The sequence below is a fragment of the Actinotalea sp. genome (assembly GCF_035443605.1).
Lineage (GTDB): Bacteria > Actinomycetota > Actinomycetes > Actinomycetales > Cellulomonadaceae > Actinotalea.
Genome location: NZ_DAORSQ010000035.1, coordinates 1 through 25,658, shown reverse-complemented (window position 1 = coordinate 25,658; position 25,658 = coordinate 1). Strand labels below are relative to the sequence as shown.

Here is a 25,658-nt window from a genome sequence, read left to right as displayed (position 1 = left end):
CGTCAGCCGGTGCAGGCGCTCGAGCAGCGGGCCTGCGTCCGTGACGTAGCGGCGCACGGCCGAGTCCGTCCACACCTGCTCGCCGTAGCCGTGGAACCGCAGGTGCAGCTCGGTCAGGCGCGCGACGGCCCGCACCGTGTCCTTGTCGAAGCGCAGCGCGGTGAGCCGCTTGCGGACGAGCTTGGCGCCCACGAGCTCGTGGTGGTGGAAGCTCACCGTCCCACCGGCCTCGAAGCGGCGGGTCGCCGGCTTGCCGATGTCGTGCAGCAGCGCGGCCAGGCGCAGCACGAGGTCCGGGCCGGGCACGGGGCCAGTGGGCCGCTCGTGGGTGCCGGTCTCCAGCTCGATCGCCTGGGCCAGCACCGTGAGCGAGTGCTGGTAGACGTCCTTGTGCCGGTGATGCTCGTCGATCTCCAGGCGCAGGGCCGGCAGCTCCGGCAGCACGTGGTCGGCCAGGCCCGTCTCGACCAGCACCGCCAGGCCGGGCCGCGGGTCGGGGGCCAGCAGCATCTTGGCCAGCTCGTCGCGCACACGCTCGGCCGAGACGATCTCGATGCGCGCCGCCATCGCTCCGATCGCGTACCGGACGTCGTCGTCGAGCCGCACGCCCAGCTGCGCGACGAACCGAGCCGCGCGCATCATCCGCAGCGGGTCGTCGTCGAACGACTGGTCGGCGCTCACCGGCGTGCGCAGCAGACCGGCCGCAAGGTCGGCCAGGCCGCCGAAGGGGTCGACGAAGGTCAGCGACGGCAGCCGCACGGCCATCGCGTTCACGGTGAAGTCGCGCCGCGACAGGTCCCCCTCGAGCGTGTCGCCGTAGACCACGGCCGGCTTGCGCGAGCCCGCCTCGTACTCGTCCGTCCGGTAGGTCGTCACCTCGACGACGACGTCCGCGGTGCCGCCGTGGGCGAACCGCCGTGCGCCGATGGTGCCGAACTCGCGCCCGATGTCCCAGTGGGCGTCGCCCCATGCCGCGAGGATCGCCTCCGACTCGTCCGGCGTGGCCGAGGTGGCGAAGTCGAGGTCCTGGCTGGTGCGGCCGAGGAACGCGTCGCGCACCGGCCCGCCGACGAGCGCCAGCTCGTGCCCGGCGGCGGCGAACGCCTCACCGAGCTCGAGTGCCGCGGGCGCGAGGCCGGCCAGCACGCTCAACGCACGGCGCTGGAGCGTCGCCAGGGCCGCGGCGGTCTGCGGGTCAGGAGGGGTGGTGGTGGACACGGGACACCAGGGTGCCAGACGGCGGGCGCCGGGCGCCCGTCGCGCGCGGTGGCGGCCCGCCGGGCCGTGGTCGCGCTGGTGCGCAGGTGGCGGTCGTTACAGTGGGCGGCATGCCCAGCGCCGCTCCACTCCCCGGTCCGGGCCCGGTGCCCTCGCCGCCGGGCGGGCACGCGCTGCGGATCGACCCCCACGTGCGGCGCCCCACGGTGCACAGCCTGCCGGTGGTCGAGGAGACCTCTGCCGGGGGTCTCGTCGTCAGCCCCGGGGACGGACCGGCACACGCGGCCGTCATCGCGCGGCGCAACCGGGCCGGGCGCCTCGAGTGGTGCCTGCCGAAGGGCCACCTCGAGGGCATCGAGACCCCCGAGGAGGCCGCGGTCCGCGAGATCGCCGAGGAGACCGGCATCCAGGGGCTCGTGCTGCGCCGGCTCGGCACCATCGACTACTGGTTCACCGGGGACGACCGCCGCGTGCACAAGGTGGTCCACCACTTCCTCCTCCAGGCCGTCGGCGGCGAGCTGAGCGTGGCCGGCGACCCGGACGGCGAGGCCGAGGACGTCGCGTGGGTCCCCGTCACCGACCTGCACGAGCGGCTGGCGTACCCGAACGAGCGCCGGCTCGCCGTCGCCGCCTGCGCGGTGCTCGCCGGCGAGGCATGAGCCACCGCCCCGGAGGCGTCCGACGGGCGCGCAGCCATCCGGGCCGTGGCCCGGCCGCGCGGCGCGCCCTGCTGGTGCTCGTGGTGTCGCTCGGCTGGGCGCTCGTGCCGGTCGTCGCCGCGGGCGCCGCCCCGGGCGACGCACTCCGGACCGACGCCGGCTCGGCCGTCACCGCCGCCGGGCCCGACGTCACCGACGGGCTGCCCGTGCAGATCGCCGTCGAGCAGGTCACGCCGCAGGCGCTCGCGCCCGGCCAGGACCTCACGGTTTCCCTGCGGGTCACCAACGTCGGCGCCGCCGCCCTGACGCAGCCGCGCGTCATCGTGCGGCTGGCCCGCTCGGCGTTCATCAGCCGCACCTCGCTCGACCGCTGGCGCGACGCACCGACCACGGCAGGAGCGGGCACGAGCGTGCTCGAGGTCGACGTGCCGGGGCCGCTCGCCCCCGGCGCGAGCGCCGACGTCACCGGGGTGGTCCCCGCGGCGGCGATCGGCCTGCGCTCCACGGCGACGTCCTGGGGGGCGCGCGGACTGGCGGTCGAGGTGGTCGATGCCGCGGACCCGGCCCGGCTCCGGCTGGGACTGGTGCGCACGTTCCTCGTCTGGCTGCCGCCGCAGGAGGTGGTGCCCACGACGGTCACCGTGCTCGTGCCGGTGGTCGGGCCCGCGCCGGACGCGTCCGCCGGTGCGGAGCTGACCTCGCTCACCGCGACCGGGGGCCGGCTGGACCGCGTGCTGCACGCCACGTCCGGCCAGGAGGTCACCTGGGCGCTCGACCCGTGGCTGGTGGGCGCCACGACGCCCGCGGCCGAGGTCGGCGACGGCGTCACGAGCGGCGTGGACAGCGGGCTCGCACGCTGGCGGTCCGCCCTGCTGTCGGCCGCGCCGGACGACGTCCAGCTGCTGCCGTACGGCGACGCCGACGTCTCGGCGCTCGCCCATGCAGCCGCCGGCGCGCTGCTCGACACCGCGGTCGAGCGCTCCACGGAGGTCGCCGCGGCCGCCGGCCTCCTCAGCGACACGGTGCTGCGCTGGCCCGGCGACACGCTGCCCGACCTCGCCACCGCGAGCGCCGTGGGGCGGGACGGGCTGGCCCTCGTGGTCGGCCCCGGCGCACTGGCGCCGCCCGCGATCCTCACCTACACGCCCACGGGCCGGACCACCGCGAGCACGGGGGCCGGTGACGTCCCCCTGCTCGTCGCGGACGAGCGCCTCTCGACGGGGCTGGCCACCGGACGGGTCGGACCGGCCGACGCCACGGGAACCGACGCCACGGGAACCGACGCCACGGGCGCGACCGACGACGCGGGCACCGACCCGCAGCTCACGGGAGCCGTCGCCGCGGCCGACCTGCTCGCGGAGCTCGCCGTCATCACGCGCGAGCGGCCGAGCGACGGGCGCCACCTGCTGCTCACGGTGCCGCGTGACTGGGCCCCGGACCCCGACGTCGCCGCGGCGCAGCTCGCCGCGTTGTCCGCGGTGCCGTGGGTGGCCACGGCACCCGTGTCCGACCTCGTCGACGCCGAGGACCCGGCGGTGGACCGCGGCTCGCTGCCGGACCGGGAGGTCGACCCGGCGGAGGTCTCGACGGCGGAGATCGCGACCGTGGTCAGGACGCTCGAGGAGCGCGCGGACATCGCCTCGATCGCCGCCGACCCCACCCCGCTCGTCGGCGACCCCGAGGCCGAGCTGCTCGCGCCGACCGCCCTGGCCTGGCGAAGCGACACCGCGGGCCGCACCGCCGCGATCACCGCGTCCGTCGCCGCCACCGACGCGCTGCGCTCGGCCGTCGCCGTCCAGCGCGGCAGCGACGTCAACCTCATCGCCACCTCGGGGGCGCTGCCCGTCCGGGTGACCAACACCCTCGACCAGGACGTCGTCGTCCAGGTGCGCCTGCGGCCGGGCGGCCCGCAGCTCGTCGCGGACGAGGCCGTCACCGTCACCGTGCCGGCCGGCGGCGAGGTCACGGCGAGCGTGCCGGTGCACGCGATCCAGAGCGCCGACGTCGAGGTCGCGGTCGAGCTGCGCACCGCGGCCGGGACGCTCATCGACGACAGCGCGGTGTTCGTCGTCCGGGTGCGCGCCGACTGGGAGGGCATCGGCACCGCGGTGCTCGGTGCGCTGCTCGCGGTGGGCGTCGTCGTCGGCCTGGTCCGGACCATCCGCCGCGGTCGAGGACGGCGCGGCACACCGCGGGCCGACCCGGGCCCGGACGACCTGTCCCCGGAGCAGCCGCTCGCGGAGCACGACGACGCGCGCGCCGCGGCCCACCCCGCCGAGGAGTCCCCGACGTGAGCGCTGACGACGCCGGTCCCGGCGCGAGCGGCGACGAGGTCTCCGGCGTCGGGCGGGCCGCCGTGGGCCGGGCCGCGGTGCTCATGGCCAGCGGCACGGCGGTCTCGCGCGTGCTGGGCGTCGTGCGCGGGTCCTTCCTCGTGGCGGCGGTGGGCCTCAACGCGGCAGCAGCCAACGCGTTCGCCGTCGCGAACACCCTGCCGAACATGCTCTACATGCTCGTCGCCGGCGGTGTGCTCAACGCCGTGCTGGTACCCCAGGTGGTGCGGGCCTACCGCTCGGACCGCGGCCAGGAGTACGTCGACCGCCTGCTGACCCTGTCGATCGTGCTGCTCGCGGGGATCACCGTCGTCCTCACGGTGGCGGCGCCCGTCGTCGTCAGGCTCGCCGCCTCCGGCGAGGACCCCGAGTTCATCGCCCTGGCCACGGTGTTCGCCTACTGGTGCCTGCCCCAGGTGTTCTTCTACGGGCTCTACACGCTGCTCGGCCAGGTGCTCAACGCGCGCGGGAGCTTCGGCCCGTACATGTGGGCGCCGGTGGTCAACAACCTCGTCTCGATCGCTGGCTTCGCGGTGTTCATCGCCATCTTCGGACGGTTCGTCGTGGGTGGGCCGCTCGACGACATCGCCGCGTGGGACGCCGGCCGGATCGCCCTGCTCGCCGGGGTCTCGACCCTCGGCATCGTCGCCCAGGCCCTGGTGCTCGTCATCCCGCTGCACCGTAGCGGGTTCCGCTTCCGCCCCCGGTGGGACTGGCGCGGCACGGGGCTGGGGACGGCCGGCCGGGTGGCCGGGTGGACCTTCGGCGCACTCGCCGTCGGGCAGGTCGGGGTGCTCGTGGTCTCCCAGGTCGCCACGGGCGCGGCCCAGGTGAGCGGCTACGCGCCAGACGTCGCCGGCAACTACGCCTACAACCAGGCGTTCGTCATCTTCATGCTGCCGCACTCGCTCGTGACGGTCTCGCTGCTCACCGTCCTGTTCACGCGGCTCTCGGCGCACGCCGCGGCGGGCGACGTGCGCCGCCTGCGCGCGGACGTGTCCTCCGGGGTGCGGACCATCGGCGTCTTCACCGTCTTCGCCACGGCCGTGCTCGCCGTGCTCGCGCTGCCGCTGGTCCGCGTGGTGCTGCCGACCACCACCGCCGCCGAGGCCGGGTCGCTCGCCCCGGTGATCGTCGCCCTGGTGTCCGGCCTGACGGCGCTCGGCGCGTGGTCGATGTGGCAACGGGTCTACTACGCCTACGAGGACGCCAGGACCCTGTTCTGGATCCAGGTCGCGATGGCGGGCGTCGTCGCGGCGGGCACATGGACCGGCTCGACGGTCCTCCCGGTGGGCTGGTGGGTGGCCGGGGCCGGGGCGTCGATCGCGGCGTCCTACACGCTGGGTGCCGTGTGGGGCGGCCTGCAGGTGCGCCGCCGCCTCGGTGGCACGGGCGCCGCAGCGATCGGCGTCCTGGTGCGCAGCGGGCTCGCGGCGGGTGTCAGCGCAGCCGTCGGCTGGCCCCTGAGCAGGCTCTTCGGGGACCCGTCGCGCCTCGGCTGGCCGGACGCGGTGCTCACGTGCGTCGTCGTCGGGCTCGCGATGCTGGCGGTGTACGTCGGGCTGCTGCGGGTGCTGCGGGTCCGCGAGCTGACGGACCTCCTGGCCCCCGTCCTCCGGCGCCTGCGTCGGCGCTGACCCGTAGCATGGGAGACCGGAGCCGGGCCGATCAGGGGCGCAGCTGGCACGGAGGTGACGAGGTGGACGTGGTCGTGGGACGCGGCACCCTGCTCGCCGGCCGGTACCGCCTCGACGAGCCGACGACCACCGACCTGCCGGGCGTGGCGTCCTGGGACGCGCGCGACCAGATCCTCGACCGCCCCGTGCGCGCCCTCGTGCTGCGCGATGGGCGGATCCGTCAGGCCCAGGACGCCGCGCGCCGGGCAGCCCTGGTCAGCGATCCGCGCCTGCTGCGCGTCCTCGACGTCGGGGACCACGACGGCGTGCCGTACGTCGTCACCGAGCGCGTCGTCGGGCGGGACCTCGCGTCGCTCACCGCGGGGGGACCGATGCCGGCCGACCAGGCCCGCGCGATCATCGGCGAGGCCGCCGTCGCCCTGGAGGTCGCCCGGCGCCGCGGCGTGCACCACCTCGCGCTGCGACCGTGCGCCGTCCACGTCACTGCCGAGGGCGCCGTGCTCGTCTCCGGCCTCGCGCTCGACGGCGAGCTCGCCGGCCATGGGCTGGGCGACGCACGGTCCACGACGAGGGCCGACACCGTGGGGCTCGTCGCGCTGCTCTACCTGCTCCTCACCGGCCGCTGGCCCGCCCCCGCCGGGGTCACCACCACGGGCACGACGGTCCCGCTCGTCACCGGGGACCTGCTCGCACCCGCGGAGGTCGCACCCCGCGTCCCGAACGACCTCGACACGCTGTGCGCCGTGACGCTCGGCCCGCACGACGACGGCCCGCACAGCCCCGCCGAGCTGGTGCGCGAGCTCGAGCCCTGGGGCGCGCTCGCCGCGGCCGAGGTGTTCGCCGGCGCCGATGCGCGATCCGAGGCGGCCAGCGCCGCGGCCATGGTCGCCGCAGCTGCGGCCAAGGCCGTGGTGGCTGCACCTGCGCCGGTGGCAGCGGTTCCGGCGTCTGTCGTCGAGCCTGTCGTCGAGCCTGTTGTCGACGACGGGGTCGACCTGGTCGAGGACCCGGCCTCGCCCGACGTCCCGGCCGACGGGACCACGGACGCCGACGCGCAGACCACCGCGGTCGACCTGCCCGTGGAGGCCGTCCTCGACGACGCCACGGACGACGCGGCGACACCGCCAGACGAGGCGCCCGCGTTGCCGATCGCCCCCGAGGACGACGCCCCGAGCGTCCAGCGCACGTCGGTCCGGTCCTCGATGGCCCAGACCCCCGGCCCTGCGGCTCGACCCGGCACCCCACCGCCGGCGATCCCGCCGGCCAACCGCCGCCCCGACCCTCGCGACGCCGCGGTCGGCACCGCCGCCGTAGGCGCCGCCGCGGTCGTCCCCACGGCGCAGGCGTCCGCCGGACCCCCGTCCGCCGGACCCCCGCACGCCGGACCCCCTCACGCCGGACCCCCGCACGCCGGGCTCACGCCCGCTCGGCACCCGCACGGTGGCCACCCGGAGGCGGACCACCGGGACTTCGACACGCTCATCGGCCGCTCGACCGACGCGCTCACCCGGCGCCGGTTCGACCCGACGCCCGTGGTGCTCGGCCTGGTCGTCATCGCCGTCGTCGTGGGCCTGGTGCTCGCGTGGCAGGCGCTGACCGCACCCGCGCCGCCCATCGGCGGCAACGACGGCTTCGGTGACGTGTCGGACGCAGCGAGCGCGTCCGCGGAGCCCGGGGTCCCTGCAGCGCCGGCGGACGGCGCCGCCGCGGTGGCACCCGTCATCGCCGGGGCGCTGATGATCGACCCCCCACCCGGCGGTGACAACAACGAGCACCCCGAGGCCGTGCCGGCCGGCGTCGACGGCGACCCTGCGACGTTCTGGTTCTCGCGCACCTACGCCTCGCCCACGTACGGCATGAAGCCCGGGATCGGCTACGCCGTGACCCTCGCGGCGCCCGCGACGGTCACCACGGTGACCCTGCTGGTCAACGGCACCGGCGGGATGGTCGAGGTGCGCGCCACGGACCCCGCCACCCCTACCGAGGGCGAGGTCCTGGCATCGGGACCCCTGACCGCCGAGACCGTGCTCACCCTCAGCGCACCCACCACCGCGACGAGCATCGTCCTGTGGTTCACCGCGCTGCCGCAGACGGCAGACGGCGCCAACCGCGTGGAGCTCGCCGAGGTCCGCCTGTCCTGACCAGCTCCGTCGCGGACGGCCCGGCACCCTCGGACGGAACAGAACCGGCCTAGGATCGGTTCCCGTCATGCACCCCGCCCCGACCGAAGGACCGCACGTGACCGAGACCCCGCGAGACCTGATCATCATCGGGTCCGGACCGGCGGGCTACACCGCCGCCGTCTACGCCGCCCGCGCCGGGCTGGCACCCGTGGTCGTGGCCGGGGCCGTCACCGCCGGCGGCGCGCTGATGAACACCACCGAGGTGGAGAACTTCCCGGGGTTCGTCGACGGGATCATGGGGCCGGACCTCATGGAGAACATGCGCAAGCAGGCCGAGCGCTTCGGTGCGGAGATCGTGTACGACGACGTCGTCCAGGCCTCCCTCGCCGGTCCCGTCAAGACCGTGGTGACCGGGAACGGGGAGACCTACCACGCCCGCGCGGTCATCCTCGCGACGGGCTCGGCGTACCGCCAGCTCGGCCTGCCCGAGGAGAAGACGCTCTCCGGGCACGGCGTCTCGTGGTGCGCGACGTGCGACGGGTTCTTCTTCCGCGGCCAGGACGTCGTCGTCGTGGGCGGCGGCGACTCCGCCGTCGAGGAGGCGACGTTCCTCACGCGCTTCGCGGCCTCCGTGACCCTCGTGCACCGCCGCGACGAGCTGCGCGCCTCGAAGATCATGGCCGACCGTGCCGCGGCCGACCCCAAGATCCGCTTCGCCTGGAACTCCCAGGTGGTCGCGATCCACGGGGCGGAGAAGGTCTCCGGCGTGCGTCTGCGCGACACCGTGACGGGCGCCGAGCGCGACGTCGCAGCCACCGGCGTGTTCGTGGCGATCGGCCACGTGCCGCGCAACGAGCTGCTGGTCGGCCAGGTGGCGCTGGACGACGAGGGCTACGTGCTCGTGGGGGCGGACGACGCCCGTGGCACCGGCACGAACCTCGAGGGCGTCTTCGCGTGCGGCGACCTCGTGGACCACACCTACCGTCAGGCGATCACCGCGGCCGGCACCGGCTGCGCGGCCGCCCTGGACGCCCAGCACTACCTCGCCGGCATCGTCGACCCCGTGTCGGTGGCTCCGGCTACCCTGCCCGAGACCCTCAAGGAGACCCCGTGAGCACCATCCCCGTCACCGACGCGACGTTCAAGGCCGCCGTCCTCGACTCGCCGGTCCCCGTGCTCGTCGACTTCTGGGCCCCCTGGTGCGGCCCGTGCCGCGCCGTGGCCCCGATCCTCGAGGAGCTGTCCGGCACCTACGCCGGCCGGCTGACGATCGCCAAGCTCAACACGGACGAGAACCCTCAGGTCACGGCGGCCTACGGGATCACCTCCATCCCCACCATCAACATCTACGTGGGCGGTGAGCTGGTCAAGCAGGTGGTCGGCGCCCGGCCCAAGCCGGCCCTCGTCAACGAGATCGAGTCCGTGCTGTCCTGACCCCTGCGCGCCGTCCCGCGGCCCCGGACCCCAGCCTCGGGGACCGGGGCCGCCGTCCGTCCGGCGGGCCACGCACGGGCCCCGGTGCACCTGCGTGGCAGACTCTGGGGCATGACTCCCGACCACGGCGAGCCGATCGGGCAGGTGACTCCTGCCCCCGGCAGCGCCGCCCGCATCGTCCAGCCCGTCGCCGGGACCCGCCTCGACCCGTGGATCGACTCCTACGCCGAGCGCACGCACGGCATGCGCGCCTCGGAGATCCGCGCGCTGTTCGCTGTCGCCAACCGGCCCGAGGTGGTCTCGCTCGCCGGGGGGATGCCGTACCTCGAGGGCCTGCCGCTCGAGGCCCTCGCGCAGTCGGCGCACGACCTCGTCCTGACGCGTGGCACGACGGCGCTGCAGTACGGCTCGGGTCAGGGCGACCAGACGCTGCGCGAGCAGATCGTCGAGATCATGAAGCTCGAGGGCATCACGGCCCACCCGGACGACGTGGTCGTCACCACCGGATCACAACAAGCCCTCGACCTTGTGACTCGCCTGTTCATCGACCCGGGCGACATCATCGTCGCCGAGGCGCCCAGCTACGTGGGCGCTCTGGGGGTGTTCCGCTCGTACCAGGCCGAGGTGGTGCACGTCCCGCTCGACGAGCACGGTCTGGTCCCGGAGGCGCTCGAGGAGACGCTCGCGCACCTGGCCGCACGCGGCCGCCGGGTCAAGCTCCTGTACACCGTGCCCAACTTCCACAACCCGGCGGGTGTGACGCTGTCGCTCGAGCGCCGCCCTCGCGTGCTGGAGATCGCCCGGCGCTACGGCGTGCTCGTCCTGGAGGACAACCCCTACGGCCTGCTCGGCTTCGAGGGCGAGCCCCTGCCGGCCATGCGGTCCATGGACGACGACGGCGTGGTCTACCTCGGCTCGTTCTCGAAGACCTTCGCCCCGGGCTACCGGGTGGGCTGGGCCGTGGCGCCGCACTCGATCCGCGAGAAGCTGGTGCTCGCCAGCGAGTCCGCGATCCTCTGCCCGTCCAACGCCTCGCAGCTGGCCATCTCCACGTACCTGGCCAACCACGACTGGCTGGGCCAGATCAAGGCGTTCCGTGAGATGTACCGCGAGCGGCGCGACGCCATGGTCGGCGCACTGGCCGAGCATCTGCCGGAGGCGTCCTGGACCGTCCCGGCCGGCGGCTTCTACACGTGGGTCAAGCTGCCGGACGGGCTCGATGCCCAGGCCATGCTGCCGCGCGCCATCACCGCACTCGTCGCGTACGTGTCCGGCACGGCCTTCTACGCCGACGGCCAGGGCTCGGACCACATGCGGCTGTCGTTCTGCTACCCCACGCCCGATCGCATCCGCGAGGGCGTGCGTCGCCTCGCCGGCGTGGTGACCGAGGAGGCCGAGCTGGTGCAGATCTTCGGCACCGGTGGGCACCGGGACACCGACGACGTCGCCTCCGCCTCGCCCGACACGCGCTGAGACGCGCCGCGCACCAGGGAAGCCCTGAGCGTCGTCAGCGCAGCACGCCCGGGTCCTCCGGGGACAGCGTCGCCAGGATGCGGTTGAGGTCGGCGACCGAGGCGAACTCGACCGTGAGCTTGCCCTTGGACTTGCCCAGGGCGATGGTGACGCGCGTCTCGAACCGGTCTCCCAGGCGCGCGGCAAGGTCATCGAGCGCCCGCACGCGGTCACCGGCCCGCGGGCGGCGGGCCACCGTGGGGGTCGGAGCATCGCCGCCGAGCGAGACGACCTCCTCCGTGGTGCGCACCGAGAGGCCCTCGGCGACGATCCGCTGCGCCAGGCGCTCCATCGCCGCGGCGTCGGGCAGCCCGAGCAGCGCCCGGGCGTGCCCGGCGGAGATCACCCCCGCCGCGACGCGACGCTGGACCAGGGGCGGCAGCTTCAGCAGCCGTAGCGTGTTGGTGATCTGCGGGCGCGAGCGGTGGATCCGGCGCGCGAGCTCCTCGTGCGTGCAGCCGAAGTCGTCCAGCAGCTGCTGGTAGGCCGCGGCCTCCTCGAGGGCGTTGAGCTCGCTGCGATGCAGGTTCTCGAGCAGCGCGTCGCGCAGCAGGTCCGCGTCGTCGGTCTCGCGGACGATCGCGGGGATGCGCTCCAGGCCGGCCAGCCGGGCGGCCCGCAGTCGCCGCTCACCCATGATGAGCTCGTAGGTCGCGACACCGTCTGCTGTCCCGGCAGAGCGCACGACGACCGGCTGCAGCACGCCGATCTCCCGGATCGAGCCCACGAGCTCGGCCAGGGCGTCCTCGTCGAAGACCGACCGCGGCTGACGCGGGTTGGGGACGATCGAGTCCAGGACCAGCTCGGCGAAGTGCGCCCCGGGCACCGGGACCAGCTCTGGACCGGTCTGCCCTGCGGAGCTCTCCGTTGTTTCACGTGGAACAGCGGCGTCGGTGGCCGCGGAAGTGTCGGCGACCCCGGTGCCGGCGTCCTGAGAGCCGTCCGCCCGGGCTGAACCCGCGGCCAAGGAGCGGTCCCCACCCATCGCACCCGCGTCGGCGTCGGATCGGGTCGCGGCGGGTGCGCCCGGGAAGAACACGTCGACCGGGCGGCTGTCACCCGTCGGCGCGGAGGGGATGAGCGCACCGAGTCCTCGACCCAGTCCACGACGCTTCTCGGCCATCAGCTCTCCTCGGGGGTCAGGCGGGCGGGGGCTCCGCGGTCGGCCAGCTCTCGCGCTGCGGCGAGGTAGGCCAGTGCACCGCTGGAACCCGGGTCATAGGTCATCACGGTCTGCCCATAGCTCGGCGCCTCGGAGATCCGTACCGAGCGAGGCACCGTCGTGCGCAACGTCTGGGCCGGGAAGTGCTCACGCACCTCGGCCGCCACCTGGTGGGCGAGGTTGGTCCGCGCGTCGTACATCGTCAGCAGGATCGACGAGACGTGCAGCCCGGGGTTGAGGTGGTTCTTGATGAGCTCGACGTTCTTGAGAAGCTGGCTGAGACCCTCGAGGGCGTAGTACTCGCACTGGATGGGGATGAGCACCTCCCGCGCGGCGACGAAGGCGTTGACCGTCAGCAGGCCGAGGCTCGGCGGGCAGTCGATGAGCACGTAGTCCAGCCGGTCCATCCCGGTGGCCTCGCGGTGCGCCAGGTAGGTCTCGACCGCCGTGCGCAGCCGGTTCTCCCGCGCGACCAGGGACACGAGCTCGATCTCCGCGCCGGACAGGTCGATCGTCGCCGGCGCGCACCAGAGCCTTGGGATGCGGGAGCTCTGCTGCACCACGGCCGCAAGGTCCTCGTCCTCGACGAGGACCTCGTAGACCGACGGCGTCCCGCCGTGGTGCTCGATCCCCAGGGCGGTCGAGGCGTTGCCCTGAGGGTCGTTGTCGATGACGAGCACGTTGAGGCCGGCCTGGGCCAGGGCCGCGGCGAGGTTCACCGTCGTGGTCGTCTTGCCGACGCCACCCTTCTGGTTCGCCACCGTGATGACCCGCGTCGAGTGCGGGCGGGTGAAGCTGCGGCCGGACAGCTCGATGCGCCGTCGGGCGTCGGCCGCGAGCTGCGTCGCCAAGGGCGTCGAGTCGTCGGCGCTCGGCAGACTGTCGATGATCGCCGCGCGGCGCGCCTCATCGGCCCGCTCGCGCGTTTCACGTGAAACGTCGCCGGTCTCCTGCTGATCCACACGCTCTCCCGTCCTGACGTCACCACATCCTGCCATCGCATCCCGACGCCGCCGCCCACGGTCCACAGGCTCCCTCGGCTCAGGCGCTCCGGAGGTGCGTCTGAGCCGCGGTGTCGTGTCCGTGAACCGTGGTCGCACCCCGGCAACCCGCGACTGCCGGGCCGGGGCCCGAGGTCGATGTTCCACGTGGAACACCCGGGACCGGTGTCCGCTCCCGGATTCCGTGCGAGACCGTCACCGCCCCGGAACTCCATGCCGGACGGCCTCCGCACCGGCACGACCGCGCGGGACTCGCTGCTGCAGGTCGGCTCGACCTTGTCGCGCGACGTCCACGGTCACCGGTCAGCCGGCAGCCATCACCCTCAGCAGCCGCTCGTCACCGGTCAGCCGTCCCTGGGGGGACCCCGTCTGTCGCCGGGCCGCGGAGTCGGCCGTCGACCGCCGCGTGATCACCGGTCGCGTACTCAGTTGTCTCCCCATCATCCGTCAGCGGTCACCAGGCCGAGGATTTGACCGTCAGCTGCCACCTGTCGCCCGGTCAGCGGTCGCCCGGTCGCCCGGTCACCTGTCGCCCGGTCACCTGTCGCCTGTCGCCCGGTCCCCGGGTCGCCAGGTCAGAAGTCGCCCGGTCAGCTGTCGCCCGGTCGTCCGGTCGCCTGTCGCCCAGTCCCCGGGTCCCCGGTCAGAAGTCGCCCGATCAACGGTCGCCCGGTCGCCTGTCGCCCGCTCCCCGCGTCCCCGGTCGCCTGTCGCCCCGTCAGCGGTCTCCAGGTGGCCCGGTCACCCGTCATCCACAACCCAGCACCGCCCAGCGCCGCCCAGCGCCGCCCCGCTCCGGCCCGCTCCGGCCCGCTCCGGCCCGCTCCGACCAGCGCACCTGCACCAGGTGCCACGTTCGGCAACTGGCACCGTCCGATGCCGCCTCGCACGACCGCCCACGGCTGGACGTGCACGCCTGCACCGAGACGCCGCGGCACACAGCCCCCACCGGCGCCTCTCATGTTCCACGTGAAACGCGATTCCCTCGCCGGAGTCCGTCGGGTGAGGTCCCGCCGCGTCGACCCCGGTCCGCAGTGTCTGGCTCGCCTCGTCAGCGACGCTTGGCCCGCCGCGGCGCCGACGGGATCGGACCGACGCGCCGCACCCGGACGACGGTCGTACCACAGCCAGGGATGCTCGGGGCAGAGATCACCTGGACGTCACCGCCTCCATGGCTCGCGATGACCGCCTGCGCTGCGGCGACCTCCTCCACGGCGCGGTCGCCCTTCATCGCCAGCAGCACACCACCGGTTCGCAGCAGGGGCAGCGTCCATGGCACCAGCCGGTCGAGCGGAGCCACGGCGCGGGCCGTCACGACGTCGGCGCCCCACCGCCCCACGAGGTCCTCCGCGCGCCCGCGGACCACCTCGACCCGGGGTAGTCCAAGGCTCTCCACGACGTGGCGGAGCCAGACGGTGCGGCGCTCCATCGGCTCCACCAGCACGACATCGAGGTCCGGCCGCAGGGCCGCGAGGACGACGCCCGGCAAGCCGGCCCCGGAACCGATGTCGACCACCGTGCCCGAGGGCGGCAGGAAGCTCGCCACTGCGGCCGAGTTGAGCAGGTGGCGCGACCACAGCCGCGGGACCTCGCGGGGCCCGATGAGTCCCCGGGTGACGCCCTCGTCCGCGAGCATCGACGCGAAACGTGCGATGGTCGCGTGCGCGCCGCCGAGGAACTCCATGACCTCAGGGTCATCGGCTGAGCGCTCGAGCTCGATCTCGTCCACCACGGATCACGCCCTCCTCAGGCCAGGACGGCGCACCGTTGCGACGCCCTCGCCGCAGATCGCGTGCCGAGCGTGACGTCGATGTTCCACGTGAAACTCACGCGGGGCGGACGACCACGAATCGCGCCGGCTCGACGCCGTCGCTGTCGCTGACGAGACCGGCCTCGGCGACGACGTCATGGACCACCTTGCGCTCGAACGGGTTCATCGGCACGAGCGAGAAGGGCTGGCCGGTCTCCTGCACCGTCGCGATCGCGGCCCGTGCCACCTCTGCCAGCTCGACCTTGCGGTGAGCCCGGAACCCGGCGACGTCCAGCATCAGCCGGCTGCGCTCGCCCGTCTTGGCCTGCACTGCGAGCCGGGTCAGCTCCTGGAGCGCGTCCAGCACCTCGCCCTGCGCGCCGACCAACCGGCGCAGCGAACGCTCGGAGCCGGCCTCGGCGACGATCTCGACGGCCGCGCGCCCGTGGTCGACGTCGATGTCGATGTCACCGTCGAGGTCGGCGATGTCCAACAGCTCCTCGAGGTAGTCGGCCGCGACCTCGCCCTCCTCCTCGAGCCGTCGCGTCACCACCTGGGGGGCGTCCTGCGTGGGGGTCTCACTCATCGGTTCTCCTCGTCCAGTTCTGCGGCGTCGCCGCAGATCAGCTCTTGGGCGTGCGCGGGGTGCGGGGCTTGCGCGGGGGCGTGCCGTCGGTGGGACCACCCACCGCACCGTCACCGTCCACCGCCCCGGCCGGGGCGTCGGTCGGGGCCTTGGCGGTGCGCGGGGGGCGTGCAGCGCGGGGGGCGCGGGGCGCCGCCGCGCCATCGGTGACCGTGGCGGAGGCCGCGGGCGTCGCGTCGGCGGGCGTCGGAGCCGGGTCGGCGGCCGTCGAGCCCTCCACAGACGCCTCGTCCTCGCCGGGAACCGGCACGACCTTGCCGGCGGCGCCCGTGCCCGGGTGACCCTTCGCCTCCGTTGCCGGCTTCGTCGACGCGCCGGACCGCGGGGTGGGCGCCTGCGTGAGGCCGGCTGCGCCGGTGCCCTTCCTCGAGCCGCTGCGTTGCGTCGGCGTCGTGCCGGCCTTGGGCCTCGTCCCGCCCGTGCGTGCCCCCGTGGTCCCGGCGGGCTTGCGCGGTGCGGGCGCCGTCGTGCCGGCGGCCCTGGTCTGCTCGGCGGCTCCGGAGTCGGCCGCGGCGTCGTCCTCGCTCGCGGCGGGCGCGGCTCCGGCCGGCCGACGGTCGCGCTCCTTGCGCTTGGGCTGGGAACGCTGGCCGCGCGGCTTCTCCTCGACGACCGGTGCCTCCTCCTCGAGCACGATCCCCTTGGCGGCTGCCTTCTTGGCCCGGCGCGCCTTGAGCGCACGCTCGGCCTCCGAGCCCGGGGTCGGGTTGCGACGGATGACGTAGAACTGCTGGCCCATCGACCAGAGGTTGGTCGTCGTCCAGTAGATGAGGACACCGATGGGGAAGTTCACGCCCGAGAAGGCGAAGACCAACGGCAGCACGTAGAGCAGCATCTTCTGCTGCTGCGCCATCGGGCCCTGCAGCGCCGAGGCCGGCATGTTCTTCTGGGTCAGCTGGCGCTGCGTGGTGAACGTCGTCACCGACATCGCCACGATGAGCACCACGGTGACGATCCGGGTCGCCGTCGAGGCGTCGGGGGAGAGGAACGACGACGAGATCGGGGCCCCGAAAAGCGTCGCGTCGTTCGCCTGGATCGCCAGCTCCTGCGTGAGCGGGCCGATGCTGTCGCGCGCGTAGGTGCCCTCGGCCAGCGACTTGAGGTTGTTGAGCACCGTGAACAGCGCGAAGAAGATCGGTGACTGCGCCAGGATCGGCAGGCACGACGAGAACGGGTTGGTCCCGTGCTTGCGGTACAGCTCCATGGTCTCGCGGCTCATGGCCTCGCGGGACGCCGGGTCCGTCTTGCCCTTGTACTTCTTCTGGATCGCCTGCAGCTCCGGCGAGAGCATCTGCATCCCGCGCGAGGCCTTGATCTGCTTGACGAAGAGCGGGATGAGCGCGATGCGGATGACGACCACGAGACCGACGATCGACAGCGCCCAGGCGGCACCCGAGGAGGCAGAGAGCCCCAGCGCGGTGAGCAGCGAGTGGAACTGCACCATGATCCAGGCCACGGGGACCATGAGTGGATAGAGAATGGTATCCATTATCGCGCGGAGCTCCTCGCTCGTTCGGCGTGCCCGTGGTCCCGGGCGGAGGTCTTCTCGTGGGCGGGCGGGACGTCATCGACGCCGCCCGGCGTCCACGGGTGGCACCGGCCCAGCCGACGCAGGGCGAGCCACGTGCCCCGCACGGCACCGTGCCGCTGCACCGCCACGACGGCGTACTGCGAGCAGCTGGGGTAGTAGCGGCAGCTCGGGCCCGTCAGGGGGGAGATGGTGCTCTGGTAGACGCGGAGCAGCCCGAGCAGCACCAGCTGTGGGAGCCGGCGCACGAGGGTGGCGATGCGCTCGAGGGTCATGGCCGCGCTCCGAAGGCGCGCTCGGCGGCACGCGCCAGGGCGCCGCGGTAGTCCTGGCCCAGCGCGGCGTAGTCCGCCCGGGCGGCCGGCGGGAGCGCTCGCACGACGACGTCGGCGCCCTGCGGCAGCGCGTCGCTCAGCTCGACCACCAGACCTCGCAGCCTTCGTCGGACCTTGTTGCGGGTGACGGCCCCGCCCACCGCCTTGGGGACGACGAACCCCACGTGCGGCTGGACACGGTCAGCGACCGGTCGGCAGTGCACCACGAGGGTCGTGCGTCCGGCCCGTGCCCCACGGCGAGTGGTCAGCGCGAAGTCGGCCGGACGCATCCGCAGGGGAGCAGGGAGCACAGCAGGTCAGGCGGAGAGCTCCGCGCGGCCCTTCGCCCGGCGGGCAGAGAGGATCGCCCGGCCGGCGCGGGTGCGCATGCGCAGCCGGAAGCCGTGGGTCTTGGCCCGGCGCCGGTTGTTCGGCTGGAAAGTGCGCTTCGACACGTCAGACTCCATGTGGTCAGGTCACCGCCCGGACGGCGGACACTCATGCTGCTCCCGAGCCCCTGCGGTGCGCACGGCGACCGGCAGGCCGGTCGCGGGCACGCGAGCAGGAGCCGTCAGAGAACGGCTGTGTAACGGTACGCGGCGGGCGTGCGCGGGTCAAACGAGACCGGTGCGGCGGGCACACCTGATCCGCGTGGTCACATCAGCGGGGCGCAACCCTCTAGGATCCACCTCGGGGGTCGGCGGTCTGTTCGCGACACGCCGTGGAGCACGATGACAGCACGACGACCCGCCCGATCCGGTCATGGAGGACCGGCCTCGGGCCAGCGTCGGCGCAGTGCCGCTGCTGCCGGCAACCCTGAGCACACAGCTTGTGGACAACTGTGTGGACCGAGCTCGGACCATGCGAGACTTCCGGCTCACCAGCACGGACATCAACGGACCCACCCAGGAGCCACCGGTGCCAGGACAGGACGACTCGGTCGCCCAGCTGTGGGACCGCGCCGTCGGTCGCATCGCGAACGACCCGACGACCTCGGCACAGCAGCTCGCCTTCATCCGGCTGGCCCGCCCCCTCGGCCTGCTCGACGGCACCGTGCTCCTGGCCGTCGGCAACGAGTTCACCAAGGACTACCTCGAGTCGCGCGTGCGCACCGAGCTCACCGCCGCGCTGAGCAGCGTGCTGCAGTCCGACACCCGGTTCGCGGTCACCGTCGACCCGTCCCTGGGCAGCGACGCTGCCCGCCCACCGTCCGGCCAGACCGACCACCTCGACCTCGCGGCGGCGGACTTCCTCGCGGGGACGTCGGACCACACCGGCGACCCACGGGCGGACCTCGACGCCGACCACCGCCCCGACCACCGGCTGGAGCGCGACCACCGCGCCGACGCCCGGGACCACCGCGCGGACGACCGGCCCTACGGTGAGCGCTCCCAGGGCCGCGCCCAGCACGGCCGTGCCGCCGTCGAGCCGGCCCGCCTGCACGAGAAGTACCTCTTCGACACCTTCGTCATCGGGGCCTCCAACCGCTTCGCTCACGCCGCGGCGGTCGCGGTCGCCGAGGCGCCGGCCAAGGCGTACAACCCGCTGTTCATCTACGGCGACTCCGGGCTGGGCAAGACCCACCTGCTGCACGCCATCGGGCACTACGCGATCTCGCTCTACCCGGGCATCCGCGTGCGCTACGTCAACTCGGAGGAGTTCACCAACGACTTCATCAACTCCATCGGCGAGGGCAAGGCCGGCGCGTTCCAGCGCCGCTACCGCGAGGTCGACGTCCTGCTCATCGACGACATCCAGTTCCTGCAGGGCAAGGAACAGACGATGGAGGAGTTCTTCCACACCTTCAACACGCTGCACAACGCGAACAAGCAGGTGGTCATCACCTCGGACCTGCCGCCCAAGCAGCTCAACGGCTTCGAGGACCGCATGCGCTCCCGCTTCGAGTGGGGCCTCATCACCGACGTGCAGCCGCCGGACCTCGAGACCCGCATCGCGATCCTGCGCAAGAAGGCGGGCAGCACCAACCTCTACGCACCGGACGACGTGCTGTCCTACATCGCGTCGAAGATCTCCACGAACATCCGCGAGCTCGAGGGTGCACTCATCCGGGTCACCGCGTTCGCCAGCCTCAACCGGCAGCAGGTGGACCTGGCCCTCGCGGAGATCGTCCTCAAGGACCTCATCACCGACCAGGACACCGCCGAGATCACGGCGGCCGCGATCATCGCCCAGACCGCCAACTACTTCGGCCTGACGATCGACGACCTGTGCGGCTCCTCCCGCTCGCGCGTGCTCGTCACGGCCCGCCAGATCGCCATGTACCTGTGCCGCGAGCTCACGGACATGAGCCTGCCGAAGATCGGCCAGCAGTTCGGCGGCCGTGACCACACGACCGTGATGCACGCCAACCGTAAGATCCGCGAGCTCATGGCCGAGCGTCGGTCCATCTACAACCAGGTCACCGAGCTCACCAGCCGGATCAAGCAGCAGCACCGCGGCTGACCGCACCCTCCCGCTCACCCCGCCCCGGCACCTCCCCGGCACCGTGGGCGAGCCCCGCCACCGTGCCCACCTCCCGGTCACCGTCCCGCATGCTGAACCGTGGGACGACTGTTCACACCTGTGGACATCCCTGTGGATGGCGGTGGACGCACACGGGCCCGTCTGTGTACGGCAGATGACAGGTTCGTGGACGCTCCGTGGACGGCGGGCGTCCGTCCACGGACGAACCCCGCCGTCCCCATCGAGACCGAACCGGCCGTCCACACCCCGGTCGGGCCGTTGACCTGGCCCGACACCGGATGTCCACAGGATCCACAGACCCGATGATGATGACGAACCCCTCCATCTCCTCCAGCTCCGAGCACCGTCATGACCCCGGGGACCCGCCAGCGCACCAGCGGGCCCTCCTGCTGACCTTCGTCCGTGCACTCGCGTACTGTTCAGCCAGATCCCGGTGGACCCGGCACGTCGTCGTGCCGTGCGGTGCCTCCGGACAGGTGGGCTGGAGGGAACAGCGATGAAGTTCAGGGTTGACCGAGACGTCCTCGCCGAGGCCGTCACCTGGACGGCGCGCTCCCTGCCCACCCGGCCGCCCGTCCCGGTGCTGGCCGGCGTCCGCCTCGAGGCCGACAGCACCGGAGTGGTCCAGCTCTCGAGCTTCGACTACGAGGTCTCCGCACGGTCCGAGATCACCGCTGACGTGTCCGACCCGGGCACCGTGCTCGTCTCCGGCCGACTGCTCGCCGAGATCGCCCGCGCCCTGCCGGCCAAGCCCGTCGACCTGGTGCTCGAGGGCAACAAGGTCATCGTCACGTGCGGTGCGAGCCGCTTCACGCTGCTCACCATGCCGGTCGAGGACTACCCCGCGTTGCCGGCCATGCCGGCCCAGGTGGGCACCGTGCGTGGCGAGGACCTCACCGAGGCCGTCGCCCAGGTGACCGTCGCCGCGAGCCGCGACGACACGCTGCCCCTGCTCACGGGCGTGCGGATGGAGATCGAGGGCGAGACCATCACGCTCCTCGCCACCGACCGCTACCGGCTCGCGCTGCGCACCCTGACGTGGACCCCGGCGAGCCCGGGCCTGTCCGCCGTCGCGCTGGTGCGCGCCCGCACGCTGTCGGACGCCGCGAAGTCCCTCGGCAGCACCGACCAGGTCACCGTGGCGCTGTCGACCGGCGCCGGTGTCGACCTCATCGGCTTCGAGGCCGGCGGCCGGCACACCACGTCGCTCCTCGTGGACGGCGACTACCCCGCCGTGCGCCGGCTCTTCCCGGACGAGACCCCCATCCACGCCGTCGTCGCGACGAGCGCGCTCACCGAGGCCGCCCGTCGCGTCGCCCTCGTCGCCGAGCGCAACACCCCGATCCGGCTCGCGTTCTCCGAGGGTCAGGTGGTGCTCGACGCCGGACAGGGCGACGACGCCCAGGCCTCCGAGGCCCTCGAGGCCTCGCTCACGGGCGAGGACATCACGGTCGCGTTCAACCCGCAGTACCTGCTCGACGGCCTGGGCGCGCTGAGCACGGCGTTCGTCCGGCTGTCGTTCACGCACCCCAACAAGCCGGTCGAGTTCACCGGTCAGGGCTCCCTCGACGGTCAGGACGACCGCAGCTACCGCTACCTGCTCGTGCCGATCCGCTTCGCCAGCTGATGCACGTCGGTCTGGTCGGCCTGGGCAAGATGGGCGCGAACATGCGCACCCGTCTGCTCGCCGCGGGGGTGCAGGTCACGGGCTACGACCGCAATCCCGAGGTCACCGACACCGCCAGCCTCGCCGCGCTGGTGCAGGCCCTGCCGGCGGAGCAGCGCATCGTGTGGGTCATGGTGCCGGCCGGAGCCCCCACGCAGGGCGTCGTCGACGAGCTCGGCACGCTCCTGCACGCGGGCGACATCGTCGTGGAGGGTGGCAACTCGCACTACGCCGACGACGCACGCCATGCCGAGGCGCTCGCGACACGAGGGATCGGCTACCTCGACGTCGGGGTCTCGGGCGGGGTCTGGGGGCTGGCCAACGGCTACGGGCTCATGGTCGGCGGCTCCGCGGAGCACGTCGCGACGCTCCTGCCCGTCTTCGACGCGCTGCGGCCCGCCGGCCCGCGCGCGAACGGCTTCGTGCACGCGGGCGCCGTGGGCGCCGGGCACTTCGCGAAGATGGTGCACAACGGCATCGAGTACGGCCTCATGCAGGCGTACGCGGAGGGCTACGAGCTGCTCGAGGCCCAGGAGCTCGTCACCGACGTCACGGGGACGCTCCGTGCGTGGACCCAGGGCACCGTCGTCCGGTCCTGGCTGCTCGACCTGCTGGTCGCGGCCCTCGAGCAGGATCCGCAGCTCGCCGGGATCGACGACTTCGTCGAGGACTCGGGTGAGGGCCGGTGGACGGTCGACGAGGCGATCGACCGCGGGGTGCCGCTGCCGGTCATCTCCGCGGCGCTCTTCGCCCGGTTCTCCTCGCGGCAGGTCGACTCCCCGGCGATGAAGGCCGTCGCAGCGCTGCGCCAGCAGTTCGGTGGCCACGCCGTGCGACCCGCGGCGCCCGGCGCCTGACCGTGCACGTCAGCACGCTCGCGCTGACCGACTTCCGCTCCTACGAGCAGGTCGAGCTCGAGCTCGAGCCCGGCGTCAGCGCGTTGGTGGGCCCCAACGGGCAGGGCAAGACCAACCTCGTCGAGGCCGTGGGCTACGTCGCGACCCTGGGCAGCCACCGCGTCGCCACGGACCTCGCGCTCGTCCGTGCCGGAGCACCCCGCGCCGTCGTGCGGGTGCGCGCCTCACGGGCCGGGCGCTCGACGCTCGTCGAGCTGGAGATCAACCCGGGCAGGGCCAACCGGGCCCAGGTCAACCGCGCGCCCGTGCGCCGGGCGCGGGACGTGCTGGGCATCCTGCGCACGGTGCTCTTCGCCCCCGAGGACCTGGCCCTCGTCAAGGGTGACCCCGAGGGCCGGCGCCGCTTCCTCGACGAGCTCGGCGTGCAGGTCTCCCCGCGGATGGCCGGCGTGCTGGCCGACCACGATCGTGTGCTGCGTCAGCGCAACGCACTGCTCAAGACGGCAGGCGGCGCGCGCCGCGGCTCGGGCGGCACGGCCGACCTGCGCACGCTGGACGTGTGGGACAGCCGGCTGGCGCAGATCGGTGCGCAGGTCCTGGCGATGCGGGTCTCGCTCGTCGACCAGCTGCGACCGCATGTGGCGGCCGCGTACCAGCAGGTCAGCGACGGGCAGGGAGCCGCGGTGCTCGGCTACCGGTCCAGCCTCGTCGGCTCGGTCGAGGAGCCAGACGGCGCCGCACCGGACGTGCCGCACCTCGGTGACACGCCGGAGCTGCTCGAGGCCCAGCTGCTCGAGGCGATGAGCCGGCTGCGCGGCCGGGAGATCGACCGCGGGGTCAGTCTCGTCGGGCCGCACCGTGACGAGCTCGTGCTCACGCTCGGCGGCCTGCCGGCCAAGGGGTACGCGAGCCACGGCGAGTCGTGGTCGTACGCGCTGGCCCTGCGGCTCGCGTCGTTCGAGCTGCTCACCCACGGCTCGGGGGACGACGCGATCGCGGGCTGGGCCGAGGGCAGCGAGCCGGTGCTCATCCTCGACGACGTGTTCGCAGAGCTCGACGTCCGCCGTCGGGACCGGTTGGCCCACCTCGTCGCCGGTGCGGAGCAGGTGCTCGTCACGGCCGCGGTGGCGCAGGACGTCCCCGAGCAGCTGGCCGGCGCACGCTACGACGTCATGGGCGGGCAGGTCACGCGTGTCCGCTGACGACGACGACCTCCTCGACCCCGACGCACCGCAGCGCCCCGTCGTCGACCCCCAGCGCCCGGTCGCCGAGCAGCTCGGCCTGACCCCGGCGTCCGAGGTCGCGCGCGCGGCGCTCAACCGGGCCAAGGCCGCAGCCCGCGGGCGAGGGCTGCGGCCGGGCGACGCGGGCAGGCGCCGCACGCCGCCGTCGGACGTGCGCTCCGGACCGGGCCGCGACGGCCGTGACCCCACCCTCGTCGGGGACACCCTGGCGCGGCTGGCCGGCGAGCGCGGCTGGGGCAGCGAGCTGTCGGTCGGCGGGGTCATCGGGCGGTGGCGCGAGGTGGTCGGGGACCAGGTGGCGGAGCACTGCGTGCCCGAGACGTTCGAGGACGGCGTGCTCGTGGTCCGCGCGGACTCGACGGCGTGGGCGACCAACCTCACGCTGCTCGTGCCCCAGCTGCTCGGCCGGCTCGAGCAGGAGGTCGGCGTCGACGTCGTCCGCCGCGTCCAGGTGCTCGGACCCGCGGGGCCGCGCTGGGTCAAGGGCCCACGCACCGTCCCGGGCCGGGGGCCGCGCGACACCTACGGCTGAGCAGCTGGACCCGCGCGGTCCGCCCCGCGCGCGGGGCCGGGGGTCGACCCGCCCGCGCACGGCCAGGAACGGCCCTGGGAGGCCCCGAAGACCCCCGCGTGACCACCCGGTCACGCCCAGGGCTCCCCGAGCCGTCAAGCCTGTGCATGCGCGGTTCTGAGGGCCATCACCGGGTAGACTGAAGCCGTCATTCCAGGTGCTCGCGCGATCGGCGGGCCGGACGTCGTCCTCGCCCCCGGGCTCATGGCGCGCGTCGGGCCCGGGACGCGTCCCACCAGGATCCGGGCTCAGCGCGCGCGGCACCACGTCGCGTCGCGAGCCGTGCACTCGTGAGGAGCGCCTCCACCCGTGGCCGACACCCCTGCCGTGCCCGACCAGCCCGCCGACCAGCCCGCCGAGGCGGTCGCGGAGGCTCCCACCTCGACCGGCGCGCCCACCTCGACGGACGGTGACGGCAGCTACGACGCCAGCGCCATCACGGTGCTCGAGGGCCTCGAGGCCGTGCGCAAGCGCCCAGGCATGTACATCGGCTCCACCGGCCCCCGTGGCCTGCACCACCTCGTGTACGAGGTCGTCGACAACTCGGTCGACGAGGCGCTGGCCGGCTACTGCGACCACATCGAGGTCACCCTGCTGGCCGACGGCGGCGTGCGCGTCGTCGACAACGGTCGCGGCATCCCCGTGGACATCGTCGCGAGCGAGGGCAAGCCGGCCGTCGAGGTGGTCCTCACCGTGCTGCACGCGGGCGGCAAGTTCGGCGGCAGCGGCTACGCCGTCTCGGGCGGCCTGCACGGCGTCGGCGTCTCGGTCGTCAACGCGCTGAGCAGCACGCTCGACGTCGAGGTGCGGCGCACGGGCAGCGTGTACCGCCAGTCCTACGCCGACGGCGTCCCGCAGGCACCCCTCGCCCGGGGCGAGGCCACCGACAGCACCGGCACCACGGTGACGTTCTGGGCGAGCGCAGAGACGTTCGAGACGACGGTCTACGACTTCGAGACGCTGCGCTCCCGGTTCCAGCAGATGGCGTTCCTCAACAAGGGCCTGCAGATCTCGCTCACCGACGAGCGGCCCGAGCACACCGGCACCGAGGACGAGGTCACCGCAGCTGTCCCCGTCGCGGACGGCGAGGACGTGGCGGCCACCTCCCCGGCCGGCGTCACCACGCGCACCGTCACCTACCGGTACGACGGCGGGCTCATCGACTACGTCAAGCACCTCAACGGCGCCAAGAAGGTCGAGGTCGTCCACCCCGAGGTCATCGACTTCGAGGCAGAGGACACCGAGCGACGGATCTCCGTGGAGATCGCCCTGCAGTGGACCAACGCCTACTCCGAGTCGGTGCACACCTACGCCAACACCATCTCCACCACCGAGGGCGGCACGCACGAGGAGGGCTTCCGCGCTGCGATGACCTCGCTGGTCAACCGCTACGCGCGTGAGAAGGGCATCCTCAAGGAGAAGGACGAGAACCTCACGGGTGACGACATCCGCGAGGGCCTCACGGCCGTCATCTCGGTCAAGCTCGGCGAGCCGCAGTTCGAGGGCCAGACCAAGACCA

At 73.5% G+C, this 25,658-nt stretch carries 22 protein-coding genes; 13 read left to right on the top strand and 9 right to left on the bottom strand.

Annotation, left to right across the window (positions count from 1 at the left end):
• Nucleotides 1–1,218: CCA tRNA nucleotidyltransferase (locus tag PKY62_RS05820; RefSeq protein WP_324535762.1), on the bottom strand; the 1,218-nt coding region annotated here is incomplete at its 3' end.
• Nucleotides 1,219–1,328: 110 nt separating this feature from the next.
• Between PKY62_RS05820 and PKY62_RS05815 the strand changes: the two genes are divergently transcribed.
• From PKY62_RS05815 to PKY62_RS05785, 7 genes are all read left to right on the top strand, one after another.
• Nucleotides 1,329–1,877 carry an NUDIX hydrolase gene (locus PKY62_RS05815; RefSeq protein ID WP_324535761.1) on the top strand — a complete coding sequence of 183 codons (549 nt, stop codon included), beginning with the start codon at nucleotides 1,329–1,331 and terminating at the stop codon, nucleotides 1,875–1,877.
• Nucleotides 1,874–4,171, top strand: a complete 2,298-nt coding sequence (locus tag PKY62_RS05810) for a DUF6049 family protein (protein WP_324535760.1) — start codon at nucleotides 1,874–1,876, stop codon at nucleotides 4,169–4,171. Before PKY62_RS05815 ends, PKY62_RS05810 begins: the two co-directional genes overlap by 4 nt.
• Entirely contained in the window at nucleotides 4,168–5,847 is a 1,680-nt protein-coding gene (gene murJ, locus PKY62_RS05805) for a murein biosynthesis integral membrane protein MurJ (protein ID WP_324535759.1), read from the top strand. Before PKY62_RS05810 ends, murJ begins: the two co-directional genes overlap by 4 nt.
• A gap of 62 nt (nucleotides 5,848–5,909) precedes the next feature.
• A complete protein-coding gene (locus PKY62_RS05800) occupies nucleotides 5,910–7,988 on the top strand; it encodes a protein kinase family protein (RefSeq protein ID WP_324535758.1) in 2,079 nt (692 codons plus the stop codon).
• 67 nt (nucleotides 7,989–8,055) lie between these two features.
• A complete protein-coding gene (gene trxB / locus PKY62_RS05795) occupies nucleotides 8,056–9,084 on the top strand; it encodes a thioredoxin-disulfide reductase (RefSeq protein WP_502875795.1) in 1,029 nt (342 codons plus the stop codon).
• Entirely contained in the window at nucleotides 9,081–9,404 is a 324-nt protein-coding gene (gene trxA, locus PKY62_RS05790; RefSeq protein WP_324535756.1) for a thioredoxin, read from the top strand. The genes trxB and trxA overlap by 4 nt, the downstream gene beginning before the upstream one ends.
• A gap of 243 nt (nucleotides 9,405–9,647) precedes the next feature.
• Complete coding sequence (locus PKY62_RS05785; RefSeq protein ID WP_502875797.1) at nucleotides 9,648–10,877, top strand: aminotransferase-like domain-containing protein; 1,230 nt, start codon at nucleotides 9,648–9,650, stop codon at nucleotides 10,875–10,877.
• A 34-nt stretch (nucleotides 10,878–10,911) separates the two neighbouring features.
• Here PKY62_RS05785 and PKY62_RS05780 read toward each other — a convergent pair whose 3' ends face one another.
• The 8 genes from PKY62_RS05780 to rpmH form a co-directional block, all read right to left on the bottom strand.
• The gene (locus PKY62_RS05780; RefSeq protein WP_324535754.1) at nucleotides 10,912–12,039 is read right to left on the bottom strand and encodes a ParB/RepB/Spo0J family partition protein; all 1,128 of its coding nucleotides are present in this window, start codon (nucleotides 12,037–12,039) and stop codon (nucleotides 10,912–10,914) included.
• Nucleotides 12,039–12,929, bottom strand: coding sequence for a ParA family protein (locus tag PKY62_RS05775; RefSeq protein WP_324535753.1), 891 nt, complete (start codon nucleotides 12,927–12,929; stop codon nucleotides 12,039–12,041). Before PKY62_RS05775 ends, PKY62_RS05780 begins: the two co-directional genes overlap by 1 nt.
• Nucleotides 12,930–14,130: 1,201 nt before the next feature.
• Nucleotides 14,131–14,811: a 16S rRNA (guanine(527)-N(7))-methyltransferase RsmG gene (rsmG, locus tag PKY62_RS05770; protein WP_324535752.1), complete on the bottom strand. Its 681-nt coding sequence runs from the start codon at nucleotides 14,809–14,811 to the stop codon at nucleotides 14,131–14,133.
• Between the two features lie 94 nt (nucleotides 14,812–14,905).
• On the bottom strand, nucleotides 14,906–15,415 hold the full coding sequence (locus tag PKY62_RS05765) for a Jag family protein (protein WP_324535751.1): 510 nt from the start codon (nucleotides 15,413–15,415) through the stop codon (nucleotides 14,906–14,908).
• Between the two features lie 37 nt (nucleotides 15,416–15,452).
• Nucleotides 15,453–16,964, bottom strand: coding sequence for a membrane protein insertase YidC (gene yidC / locus PKY62_RS05760; RefSeq protein WP_324535750.1), 1,512 nt, complete (start codon nucleotides 16,962–16,964; stop codon nucleotides 15,453–15,455).
• Nucleotides 16,964–17,278 carry a membrane protein insertion efficiency factor YidD gene (gene yidD, locus PKY62_RS05755; RefSeq protein WP_324535749.1) on the bottom strand — a complete coding sequence of 105 codons (315 nt, stop codon included), beginning with the start codon at nucleotides 17,276–17,278 and terminating at the stop codon, nucleotides 16,964–16,966. The genes yidC and yidD overlap by 1 nt, the downstream gene beginning before the upstream one ends.
• Complete coding sequence (rnpA, locus tag PKY62_RS05750) at nucleotides 17,275–17,607, bottom strand: ribonuclease P protein component (protein ID WP_324535764.1); 333 nt, start codon at nucleotides 17,605–17,607, stop codon at nucleotides 17,275–17,277. Before rnpA ends, yidD begins: the two co-directional genes overlap by 4 nt.
• Nucleotides 17,608–17,634: 27 nt before the next feature.
• On the bottom strand, nucleotides 17,635–17,772 hold the full coding sequence (gene rpmH, locus PKY62_RS05745) for a 50S ribosomal protein L34 (protein ID WP_104433422.1): 138 nt from the start codon (nucleotides 17,770–17,772) through the stop codon (nucleotides 17,635–17,637).
• Between the two features lie 406 nt (nucleotides 17,773–18,178).
• Between rpmH and dnaA the strand changes: the two genes are divergently transcribed.
• The 6 genes from dnaA to PKY62_RS05715 all read left to right on the top strand — a co-directional run.
• On the top strand, nucleotides 18,179–19,780 hold the full coding sequence (gene dnaA, locus PKY62_RS05740; protein WP_324535748.1) for a chromosomal replication initiator protein DnaA: 1,602 nt from the start codon (nucleotides 18,179–18,181) through the stop codon (nucleotides 19,778–19,780).
• A 517-nt stretch (nucleotides 19,781–20,297) separates the two neighbouring features.
• Nucleotides 20,298–21,428 (top strand): DNA polymerase III subunit beta, encoded by a 1,131-nt coding sequence (dnaN, locus tag PKY62_RS05735; RefSeq protein WP_324535747.1) that lies wholly within the window; start codon nucleotides 20,298–20,300, stop codon nucleotides 21,426–21,428.
• Nucleotides 21,428–22,324, top strand: coding sequence for a phosphogluconate dehydrogenase (NAD(+)-dependent, decarboxylating) (gnd, locus tag PKY62_RS05730; RefSeq protein WP_324535746.1), 897 nt, complete (start codon nucleotides 21,428–21,430; stop codon nucleotides 22,322–22,324). The genes dnaN and gnd overlap by 1 nt, the downstream gene beginning before the upstream one ends.
• A gap of 2 nt (nucleotides 22,325–22,326) precedes the next feature.
• Entirely contained in the window at nucleotides 22,327–23,526 is a 1,200-nt protein-coding gene (recF, locus tag PKY62_RS05725) for a DNA replication/repair protein RecF (RefSeq protein ID WP_324535745.1), read from the top strand.
• Entirely contained in the window at nucleotides 23,516–24,100 is a 585-nt protein-coding gene (locus PKY62_RS05720; protein ID WP_324535744.1) for a DciA family protein, read from the top strand. Before recF ends, PKY62_RS05720 begins: the two co-directional genes overlap by 11 nt.
• Nucleotides 24,101–24,448: 348 nt before the next feature.
• On the top strand, nucleotides 24,449–25,658 hold a 1,210-nt coding region (locus PKY62_RS05715), incomplete at its 3' end, for an ATP-binding protein (RefSeq protein WP_502875793.1).